We start from the raw sequence: 8918 nt of genomic DNA on the forward strand, positions 1-8918 counted from the left end.
CCTTTTTACCCTTGCCCTAGAGTAATGTCTAGAGTTTAGTATAGCCATACTAACTTAAGTCACTAAAGAACACAAGCAAAGGATGAATACAATGAAACATAATAACCTCGTATTAGTTACTGGCGGCAACGGCTTTTTGGCAATGCACATTATTCGACAACTATTAACTGCTGGCTTTCCGGTTCGTGCTACTCTGCGTAACCTCAACCGCAAAGATCAAGTCAAAACAACTTTAGAGAACACCCAAACACCTCATTTAGATCAACTGACATTCGTTCAAGCTGATTTAACCAAGGATGCTGATTGGCCTGCAGCTATGAAGGACGTGACATATGTGATGAGCGTCGCCGCACCCGTTTTCGTTAACGGCAAACAAGGAACTGATGCCATGGCACAAGTTGCTACCGATGGGACACTGCGGATCATCAAATCAGCTGAAAAGGCCAGTGTTAAGCGGGTGGTCATGACCGGTAACTTTGGCGCTGTCGGTTTCAGCAATAAGGATCCTCAGCATATTACCACAGAAGCGGATTGGACCGACCCTGATGAACCAGGTCTCTCACTTTACGAACGCTCAAAATTAGTCGCAGAAAAAGCAGCTTGGAATTATCTAAAAACGACTAATAGCGCCTTAGAATTTACCACTGTTAACGCCGGCGCGATGCTTGGTCCATCCTTGGATAATCACGTTTCTGGTAGTTTTGGAATCGTCAAAAATTTACTTGATGGATCAGTGAAACGAGTGCCAAACATTCATATTAATGTGGTCGATGTCCGCGACGTTGCAGATATCCACGTTCGTGCTATGACGACACCGGCAGCAAACGGGCAACGCTTCTTGGCGATTGAGGATAGCGACGCCCTATCAATGATGGACATGGTTAAGATCATCCGTAAACACCACCCAGAGTTGGCAGCCAAATTACCAACCAAGACGTTGCCGGATTTTGTGATCAAGCTTGGCGCCCATTTTAACGATGCCGCTAAAGAAGGTCGCCTAATGATGGCCCTTACGACTCACGTTAGCAATCAAAAAGCAAAACAAGTCCTTGGCTGGCAACCGATCAGTTCAAGTGAAACGGCCGTTGTCAAAGCTGTTGATGCCTTAATTGCAGCTGGAGAAATCTAACAATTAAATCACCCTTTAATTACGCGTGAAAGAGTAGTAGCTTAACGCTGTTTAAAGTAGATAGTGGCTTGTGAAATTTTATTAGTTTTATACTGCTATTAATTATATGAAAGCACTTCACTTCAACAAACCATTATGTTTATCACTTACTTTTTTATTTCTCAAATCGAAGCTGTTTCTTCACATTCCAATTGTGAAATGTTAAACTAGGACTGTGCTACAATTAATATTTCATTAAAAGGAAGGTTTGTAATGGCAGATAAATTAGCAAACATTGGTGTTGTCGGAATGGCCGTTATGGGTAAAAACTTAGCCCTTAACATCGAAAGCCGCGGCTTCACTGTTGGTATTTATAACCGTACAGCTTCAAAGACTGATCAGGTGATGAAAGATCACAGCGACAAGAACTTGGTTCCTAGTCACACGATTGAAGAATTCGTTGATTCACTAGAAAAGCCACGTCGTATTCTTTTGATGGTTAAAGCTGGTAAGCCAACTGACGCTGTTATCGATGAATTAATTCCATTACTCGACAAGGGTGACGTTTTAATTGATGGTGGTAACACTAACTTCCACGATACGATGGCACGTAACGCAAAACTCGATAAATCAGGGATCAACTTTATCGGTATGGGTGTTTCCGGTGGTGAGCTTGGTGCTCTCCAAGGACCATCATTAATGCCTGGTGGTCAAAAAGAAGCCTACGATTTGGTTGCCCCAATTCTAGAAAAGATTTCAGCAAAAGCTACCCAAGATGGCAAGCCTTGTGTCACTTACATTGGCCCTAACGGTGCTGGTCACTACGTCAAGATGGTGCACAACGGTATCGAATACGGCGATGAGGAACTCATTGACGAAAGCTACAACATTATGCGTAACGTTTTAGGCATTTCTGTTGATGACATGGCTGACATCTTTAAAGAATGGAACAAGGGTGAACTTGACAGCTACTTGATCGAAATTACAGCTGATATTTTGAGCCGTAAGGATGATCTTGGCGATGACAAGACTAAGCCAATCGTTGACATGATCTTAGACCGTGGTAACAACAAGGGTACTGGTAAGTGGAGTTCAGAAGATGCTTTGAACGTCCAAGTACCACAATCAGTGATCACTGAAGCCGTTTATGCCCGTTACATCTCAATGATGAAAGACGAACGTGTGACTGCTTCTAAGACCTTAGCCGCACCAAAGGCTAACGAACAAATTGGTGACAAGAAGGAAATGGTCGAAAAGATTCGTCAGGCCCTCTACTTCAGTAAAATCATGAGTTACGCCCAAGGATTCGAACAACTTCGCTTTGCTTCAGAAGCTTACGGCTGGAACTTACAATATGGTCAATTAGCTCAAATCTGGCGTGCCGGCTGCATTATCCGTGCACAGTTCCTGCAAAACATCACTGATGCTTACGACAAGAAACCTGATTTGACTAACTTACTGTTGGATGACTACTTCAAAGATATTGCTGCGAAGTATCAAGAATCAACGCGTGAAGTCGTTGCTTTAGCTGTGAAGATGGGTGTTCCAGTACCATCATTCAGTGCCGCAATTACTTACTACGATTCATATCGTTCAGCTGTATTGCCTGCTAACCTCTTGCAAGCACAACGGGACTACTTCGGTGCCCACACTTACGAGCGTGTCGACCGCGATGGTATGTTCCACTATCCATGGTATGAAGAACAATAAAACTTAGTTAGACAAAAAGCGAATGGTCGATTTTCGGCCATTCGCTTTTTTGTTGTCTTATTTAGTTAATCTCAATGTACTAATTGGTGAACTACTCGTCACTAAAGTAACGAGCTTCTAGGAACACCGCTTACTTATACATCAATCATTGATTGATATACAGAGGTTACGACTATTTACTAAGGCATGTTCCGCGCCAGTTGTGTTTCTATCTTTGATAGCTTGGCTTTCGCTACCAAGTTCATTATAATCGTTACCACGATTATAGGCAATTCGTCACGTCCTTAAAAGAACGTGTTTCCTTGCCCCTAATCAAAATATCTCACCAGTTTCTTTAACGGTGAATGCTGCAACAGTAAAACTAGTGAATACCCAATCACAACACCACCTGCGTTAGTGATGATATCGTTAATATCAACCCACCGTGACATTTGCAGGAAACTGTCTAAAATGAACTGAGTGCTCTCGATACTTAGACCAATTAAAACACCTATGATGGCAATTTGCCGAAAATCAGCCTTACACAACAGTTTTAAATAAACACCCATGGGAACCAACATCAAAATATTCAGATAGAAATCTATCTCGATTCCACGAAATGGAATTGGGTTAGTTGGCGCATTACCGACCCAAAACGGCCGCATAGTCGGTACATTACCAAATGCGTATGAAGTTGGTGTTAACGTCAAATAACCCACAATAGCTAGGTAAACGCCAAAGGTGACGATGGTCACCATTTGGCCTACCGTTCGCTTTTGACCAGCTAACGTACCTATTCCTATCATGACTAGAAACACGTAGGCAAGATACGGTAGCCATTGAGAATAATTTGTCATTGAAACACCCTCTTTCAAAAATGATTAATAGTCACTCTGATTCTCTGTTCATCACTATAAACCCTGACCATTCTGAAAGATAGGCACATACCCGTTGCTTAAACGTTTTTTAAAGCTTCTTCAATCGGCGTTTCACCGGTAATCAGTGGAATCGTCTTATTAATGGTCCCAGGTTGGTCTAGTGAAGCGACGACGGTACTAGCAACGTCCTCACGAGCTACTGAACCGCCTTCTAAGCCATTAGTGTTGATTTTACCAGTACCCTCATCAAAAGTGAGTGCCCCGGGTTCCACAATCGTATAATCTAAATCGGTTCTGTATCGTAACCATTCATCCGCATAAAATTTTGCAGCATAGTACGGTCGAATGGTATCACTCCAGCGATTACGATCTTCTGCCCATAGCGCGCTGACCATGACGTAGCGCTTAACTCCTGCAATTTGGGCCGCCTGCATACTTTTAACAGCGCCATCAAGATCAACGAGCAATGTCATATCATCACCTGTTTTACCGCCAGACCCGGCTGTAAAAATAACGGCGTTAAACCCGTCTAATGTGACACCAAGTTCTTCTGGTCGACCCAGTAAATCAACATGAGCCGTTTTAATTTGGTGATCTTCAAAAAAAGCAGCTTGTTCAGGTTTCCGAATACCTGCAACAACTTCCTCTCCCTTTTCACTTAGCTGTTGGCTGATCAATCGGCCAACATTACCATTAGCTCCAATAACAAATACTTTCATAGAAATATCCTCCAATTACTGAACTCGTTTATAGCTCTTAATTATACCTATCATATGTGCTCAGTGCTATGATATCGTCTTGATTCTATTTTTAAGCTCCGTTTAAAATAACATTGTTACGCTTTAACAGTAGTTTTGAGACTACTTTTTGCTCATCAAGCCGGTTTATTAGGCAAAACCGACATCTCTAGTTGATCCCTAGACGGGGACTAACCTACTTATCAACCTGCATTCAAGCAAAAAACCGATGACCCTATTTGATAGGATTCATCGGTTTTTGCTTGTATTTAAAGGGATATGATTAAAGGCCCTTTGAAATTTCATCATACTTTTTCTGATACCATTCATCATATGATTGGTCAGTCATAACACCATTTTCCATAAATGACTGGTCAAGTGATGAAATAATTCTATCAAATAATTCGCCATCATTTTGATACAAATAATCACGGAGTTGGTCCGGATGGAAATTAGAATTTTGTTGAATATCATGGTTAACTTGTTCAATCTCGTATTGAATTGGATAATCTGTCAAGATTTCAAGACTCTTGGTAGAATATTTTCTAAGATAAAAATCAATAAAGTCGTGAGTGGCACGAGATTTAGCTTCATCGCTCAATTGATCAAACAAAACAACGCCTGGTTGTAACACAAAGATCACTCCTTAAATTAATCAAAACTTTTTCGTTTTATTCCACAATATAAGTATAGTTCTTTTAAGGTCTTTTGGTAAGGTTGATGCTGAACGTCTAGTCCCCTAATTGTCAAAAATAGCGTAAACTATACATAACACTAATTACATAACAGAAAAGAGGAAAATTATGTTACCTTTTGCAAACGATTATTCTCGCGGTGCGCATCCTAAAGTTTTACAAGCGTTGGTTGATACCAATATGGATGCCCAACCCGGTTATGGACAAGACGACTATACCAAACGAGCCGCTCAAAAAATTAAAACTGCCTGCCAGATGCCAGACGCCGAGGTCTTTTTTATTTCTGGCGGTACTCAAACGAATCAAGTCGTCATCTCAAACTTATTAGATGGTGATGAAGGTGTGGTGGCTGCTGACTCTGGTCACATTAATTTTCACGAGGCTGGCTCAATCGAATATACTGGCCATAAAGTGCTGACACTGCCTGGAGAAAACGGCAAAGTCACCGCAAAAAATCTTCAGGCTTATTTGGAAGCTTGGCAAGCCGATGAAAACCACGGCCAGATGGTTGCGCCAGGTATGGTGTACATCTCATTTGCAACTGAGGTTGGCACGCTTTACAGCAAACAGGAATTGGCCGCACTTTCTAAAGTTTGCCGAACTAATCATCTAACCTTATTTATGGATGGTGCTCGCTTAGGCTACGCGTTGATGAGTCCAGAAAACGACTTAAGTTTAGCTGATATTGCTCAATACTGTGACGTTTTTTATATTGGCGGCACTAAAGTTGGTGCGCTAGCAGGTGAAGCCGTGGTCTTTACTCAACATAACGTCCCTAAACGGTTTACAACCAAAATCAAACGACAAGGAGCTATGCTAGCCAAAGGGCGCCTCATTGGCGTTCAATTTGACGCCTTGTTTACAGATGACCTTTATTTCCAGATCAGCCAGCACGCCATCGATTTAGCAATGAAATTAAGACAAGCTTTAAAAGATAAGGGCTATCAGTTCTTGATCGATTCACCAACTAATCAACAGTTTATTGTGGTTGATAACAAGCAATTACCAGAATTAAAAAAACAAGTTGATTTTTCGTTCTGGGAAAACGTTGACAGCACGCATACGGCAATTCGATTAGTTACCAGTTGGTCAACTACTGAAGACGAAGTGGACGCATTAATCGCTGTATTATAGCATCTGAAAACCGAATCAATGGCTATTTAGCCAGCAAATCATTTGTTATTTTTTAAAAATTCGGGTATACTTAAGTATGGAATTGAATAAGCCGTTAGGTGAGGCTCCTATACGGAAAACGCTACTGCTCAGAAACGTCGAAAAACGCCAATGAGTCAGCTGTCCGAGTTAAAAAAAGGCTCGGTCTAATGTGGCTGTTATCCAATAACTACGCCGTATAGTGCTAAAGCTCAACGATTGGCGAAACAACCTTTATAGGTTATTTGAGTGTGCAAATTAATGCGCTCAGCCGATTGTTGGCTGAGCGTTTTTTGATCCCTAACGCACGGCAACCATCACGGGAGGTGAGTATCTATGACAACAGAAACATATGATCCTGGATCGCAGTCTTATCACGCGTGCCAGGGAAAGCGAGCTGCCATAGCTCACCTTAAGAGTAATCGGTAACCGTTTCTGATTCTCAAGCTATGCTATCTTACTTTCCCGGCCCTATATTTGGCGCTTTTAGAATGATTAATAAATTGATTGAAGTCTGTATTTTTCTTCGTAATCGGTGTTGCAGCTGATTATTAGCGAAGATCCTGAACGTATCCGTTAGTGCAGTCAATTTATAATTCGATTGAATTGGGAAAGCAAGGGTTAGCAGTCTGAGTCTCGGTGCCCGAGTTGACCAGTTGACAGTGAAATGTCGGTCAACTAAAAAATGTGCTTCACCATGTAGGGAACTGCGTGGGGAGATTTTAGAACGGCTAACTTGCGCGATAAAGCGTAAGAATGTCATTTTGAAACGTCAATCATCACCATAAAATTTACTATAACGCTGTCGATATTGTTAACGACAATCACAAGTATAGCTTGATGGGAATCAACCTCACTTGCGGTTATCAGCCAATTGAGATGGCACCGAAAAAGCGCCCTGATTTTTTATCAGAGCGCTTTTTAATAACTATTATTTAATTAATCTATCTTTCAGCTGGAGACGTTTTCGGTTTATCAAATGTAGCCGCATATTCCGTTGATTGCTTCTCATTAAACTCACTTTCTGATTTAGCAATCACAACTGAGGCCAAGGAATTACCAACCACGTTAACAGCAGTCCGGCCCATATCTACTAAACGATCAATTCCGGCGATAAAGGTTAAGCCAGACATTGGGACACCAATTGTAGAAATGGTTGCCAATAGAACCACGAATGAGGCCCCTGGCACGCCCGCCATCCCCTTTGAGGTGATCATCAAGACAACTAATAGGGTAATCTGCTGACCAATGCTAAGGTGAATATGATAAGCCTGAGCAAGGAACAGTGCAGCTAACGATTGATAAATCGCCGAACCATCGAGATTAAACGTATAGCCAGTAGGAATCACAAACGACACGATTCCTTGGCTAACACCAAATTTATCCATTTTATCAATGATTCGTGGTAAAGCAGCTTCTGAACTTGCAGTTGAAAAGGCCAAAACAACTTCGTCGCGAATAACCTTAAGTAAAGTAAAGATATTCAAGCCGAACAGCCGACCGACTATGCCCATCACAACAAGAATGAAAACCGCCATTGTCGCGTAAGCCAGGAAAATGAAATATCCTAGTGGCGCTAACGCCGACAATCCCATTTGGGCAACCGTAACCCCAATCAGTGCACAGACCCCAATTGGTGCGGCGTGCATTACCCAATTTGTAACTTTAAACATGACTTCAGAAACGGCTTTAAGAAAATCAATAATGATTTTACCCTGCTCGCCAATTGCTGCAGTCCCTAATCCAAAGAAAACACTAAAGAAGATCACCGGCATCATGTCACCGGTACTAAGTGCATTAAAGAAATTGGTTGGGATAATTCCTACTAGTGTTGCCCAGATACCACTATGTGCTTTAGCTGTTTTAGCTGTGGAAACATACTGGCTAATATCTTGAGAATGTAGTTGATGAATGTTAATGAAATCACCAGGGTGAAAAACATTTGCCACCACTAACCCTAGAATAATGGCAACCGTAGTCATTAATTCGAAATAAATCAGTGTTTTACCACCAATACGTCCAAGTTTCTTGATATCCCCCATGTTGGCAATACCCACAGTTAAGCAAGAAACGACAATTGGTAGGACAATCATTTGAATTAAATTAATAAACATGTTACCAATGTTCTGCATTGCTGTAATCGCTGTTTTATTCTGGTAGAAAACAACACCCAGAATAATCCCTAGTACTAACCCAATCATAATCTGCCAGCCCAAGGTTAAGCGATAACCTCGATAACGTTTCATTTTCGAGCCCCTCAATCTAATTAATTATTGCACTTCCTTACTATTCTATCATATTCTCAGAATACCTGAGTGTCTCATTTTTTGAGTTCACAAGCTATCACTTCATAAACGTTGATTTGGCAACGTTTATGAATAAACTTTGACCTAAATTAATTTGTATTCAATTTGTATTATCCATTATCTGTCTGATAACGAATGATAACGAAAAAAGACAGCCATCGATTTCTCGATGACTGTCTTAGTTTGCGTGGCAACGTCCTACCCTTGCAGGGGGCGATCCCCCAACTACTCTCGGCGTGCTGAAGCTTAACTTCTGTGTTCGGCATGGGAACAGGTGTATCCTTCAGGCTATCGCCACCACACTATTGAGAACTGGTGCTCTCAAAACTAGACAATATCATTTTCTTTTACCG

7 protein-coding genes, 1 rRNA gene and 1 riboswitch are annotated in these 8918 nt (G+C 41.4%); of the genes, 3 read left to right on the forward strand and 5 right to left on the reverse strand.

Annotated elements, in window-relative coordinates; genetic code table 11:
• Positions 1-91 precede the first annotated feature (91 nt).
• Together CES82_RS06935 and gnd are read left to right on the forward strand one after the other, a co-directional pair.
• The gene (locus tag CES82_RS06935; RefSeq protein ID WP_098824803.1) at positions 92-1129 is read left to right on the forward strand and encodes an SDR family oxidoreductase; all 1038 of its coding nucleotides are present in this window, start codon (positions 92-94) and stop codon (positions 1127-1129) included.
• Between the two features lie 252 nt (positions 1130-1381).
• Positions 1382-2818 carry an NADP-dependent phosphogluconate dehydrogenase gene (gene gnd, locus CES82_RS06940; protein WP_098824805.1) on the forward strand — a complete coding sequence of 479 codons (1437 nt, stop codon included), beginning with the start codon at positions 1382-1384 and terminating at the stop codon, positions 2816-2818.
• Positions 2819-3126: 308 nt separating this feature from the next.
• Here gnd and CES82_RS06945 read toward each other — a convergent pair whose 3' ends face one another.
• From CES82_RS06945 to CES82_RS06955, 3 genes are all read right to left on the reverse strand, one after another.
• Entirely contained in the window at positions 3127-3654 is a 528-nt protein-coding gene (locus tag CES82_RS06945) for a VanZ family protein (RefSeq protein ID WP_098824806.1), read from the reverse strand.
• 98 nt (positions 3655-3752) lie between these two features.
• Positions 3753-4394, reverse strand: a complete 642-nt coding sequence (locus CES82_RS06950; protein ID WP_098824808.1) for an SDR family oxidoreductase — start codon at positions 4392-4394, stop codon at positions 3753-3755.
• A 301-nt stretch (positions 4395-4695) separates the two neighbouring features.
• Positions 4696-5046, reverse strand: a complete 351-nt coding sequence (locus CES82_RS06955) for a hypothetical protein (protein ID WP_098824810.1) — start codon at positions 5044-5046, stop codon at positions 4696-4698.
• Between the two features lie 169 nt (positions 5047-5215).
• Here CES82_RS06955 and CES82_RS06960 point away from each other — a divergent pair, with 169 nt between their 5' ends.
• On the forward strand, positions 5216-6241 hold the full coding sequence (locus tag CES82_RS06960; RefSeq protein WP_098824812.1) for a threonine aldolase family protein: 1026 nt from the start codon (positions 5216-5218) through the stop codon (positions 6239-6241).
• A gap of 83 nt (positions 6242-6324) precedes the next feature.
• A riboswitch (M-box (ykoK) riboswitch) is annotated at positions 6325-6490 on the forward strand.
• Between the two features lie 713 nt (positions 6491-7203).
• Here the strand turns inward: CES82_RS06960 and CES82_RS06965 are convergent.
• Together CES82_RS06965 and rrf are read right to left on the reverse strand one after the other, a co-directional pair.
• Positions 7204-8505, reverse strand: coding sequence for a cation:dicarboxylate symporter family transporter (locus CES82_RS06965; RefSeq protein WP_098824814.1), 1302 nt, complete (start codon positions 8503-8505; stop codon positions 7204-7206).
• 245 nt (positions 8506-8750) lie between these two features.
• Positions 8751-8867 (reverse strand): 5S ribosomal RNA (rrf, locus tag CES82_RS06970).
• Between the last annotated feature and the right edge of the window lie 51 nt (positions 8868-8918).

This window comes from Secundilactobacillus silagincola, from assembly GCF_002583405.1.
GTDB classification, from domain to species: Bacteria; Bacillota; Bacilli; order Lactobacillales; family Lactobacillaceae; genus Secundilactobacillus; species Secundilactobacillus silagincola.

Bases quoted from the DNA above. Each gene is read 5' to 3' on its own strand.
- CES82_RS06935 (WP_098824803.1), top strand. From the start codon at position 92: ATGAAACATAATAACCTCGTATTAGTTACTGGCGGCAACGGCTTTTTG.
- gnd (WP_098824805.1), top strand. From the start codon at position 1,382: ATGGCAGATAAATTAGCAAACATTGGTGTTGTCGGAATGGCCGTTATG.
- CES82_RS06945 (WP_098824806.1), bottom strand. From the start codon at position 3,654: ATGACAAATTATTCTCAATGGCTACCGTATCTTGCCTACGTGTTTCTA.
- CES82_RS06950 (WP_098824808.1), bottom strand. From the start codon at position 4,394: ATGAAAGTATTTGTTATTGGAGCTAATGGTAATGTTGGCCGATTGATC.
- CES82_RS06960 (WP_098824812.1), top strand. From the start codon at position 5,216: ATGTTACCTTTTGCAAACGATTATTCTCGCGGTGCGCATCCTAAAGTT.
- CES82_RS06965 (WP_098824814.1), bottom strand. From the start codon at position 8,505: ATGAAACGTTATCGAGGTTATCGCTTAACCTTGGGCTGGCAGATTATG.